This window comes from Campylobacter sp. S4:11 (genome assembly GCF_024723695.1).
Classification (GTDB): domain Bacteria; phylum Campylobacterota; class Campylobacteria; order Campylobacterales; family Campylobacteraceae; genus Campylobacter_D; species Campylobacter_D jejuni_C.
Genome location: NZ_JANQDC010000062.1, coordinates 1 through 1,072 on the forward strand (window position 1 = coordinate 1; position 1,072 = coordinate 1,072).

A 1,072-nucleotide genomic window follows, 5' to 3' on the forward strand; every position below is an offset into this window, starting at 1 on the left:
ATAATTATTTTGATTTTTTAGGTGGTATAACTTTTATTTTTTTAGTAATCACATTTTTTATACTTCCTTGTTTATTACAAGCTTATTTATTTAAATGTTATAGCATAAAAGAAAAACGCAAAAAATTAAGTTGGTTTATAGGGTTTGTGTGTAATCCTATATTAATGGCGGGTGTGTATGTGATGTATTAACATCTTTAAAGACTATCAAAAATTCACTCCTTATGGTTTGGATTTTAGACTTTATAGTAAGGATTTTATTGCTAAACTTGATTTTAAAGATAAAGCTTATATTGTGCTTTATAATACAGGAGTTTAAATGGGAGGAGATATTACACTTTCTATTTTTTGGGGTTTATTTGGATTTATTCTTGCTTTTACTAATATAAAATTTTATCTTACGACTTTAAGTGTTCTTATTGTCTTTTCTGTTTTAAATTATTGGATTAAGATTAATATAAAAGAATTTGTAAAATCTTATTTTTTAATATCTTTCATTATCTTTTTTATGGCTATTGTTATCATATTTTATCTTAGCTATGATCTTGAATTTTATAAATCGCTTGTATTGCTTGATCCTCCAGAAGTTGAAAAATTATCACCGCAAGAATATAGAGTGCGTAATTATTTTAAATTTTTAACCTTTGCAACTATGTTTTTTTTAGTAATCACATTTATCATATTTCCTAGTTTATTACAAGCTTATTTATTTAAATGTTATAGCATAAAAGAAAAACGTAAAAAATTAAGTTGGCTTATAGGGTTTGTGTGTAATATCTTTTTATTAATGGCGAGTGTGTATGTGGTATATGAAAATCTTTAAAGACTATCAAGAATTCACTCCTTATGGTTTGGATTTTAAACTTTATAGTAAAGATTTTATTGCTAAACTTGATTTTAAAGATAAAGCTTATATTGTGCTTTATAATACAGGAGTTTAAATGGGAGATAGTATTACGTTTTCTATTTTTGTAGGTTCGTTGCTATCCATTGTTATTATCATAAAATTTTATCTTACAGCTTTAGTTGTGTTTATTGCCTTTTCTATTATAAATTATTGGATGAGAATTAAC

2 protein-coding genes and 1 pseudogene are annotated in these 1,072 nt (G+C 24.3%); all 3 read left to right on the top strand.

The window, feature by feature from the left end:
- A pseudogene (locus tag CAMP5053_RS08150) lies at positions 1-191 on the top strand (hypothetical protein); the annotation flags it as partial.
- Between the two features lie 127 nt (positions 192-318).
- Positions 319-822, top strand: coding sequence for a hypothetical protein (locus CAMP5053_RS08155; RefSeq protein WP_263667144.1), 504 nt, complete (start codon positions 319-321; stop codon positions 820-822).
- A complete protein-coding gene (locus CAMP5053_RS08160) occupies positions 809-940 on the top strand; it encodes a hypothetical protein (protein WP_337217636.1) in 132 nt (43 codons plus the stop codon). The genes CAMP5053_RS08155 and CAMP5053_RS08160 overlap by 14 nt, the downstream gene beginning before the upstream one ends.
- Positions 941-1,072 lie beyond the last annotated feature (132 nt).

Bases quoted from the DNA above. Each gene is read 5' to 3' on its own strand.
- CAMP5053_RS08155 (WP_263667144.1), top strand. From the start codon at position 319: ATGGGAGGAGATATTACACTTTCTATTTTTTGGGGTTTATTTGGATTT.
- CAMP5053_RS08160 (WP_337217636.1), top strand. From the start codon at position 809: ATGAAAATCTTTAAAGACTATCAAGAATTCACTCCTTATGGTTTGGAT.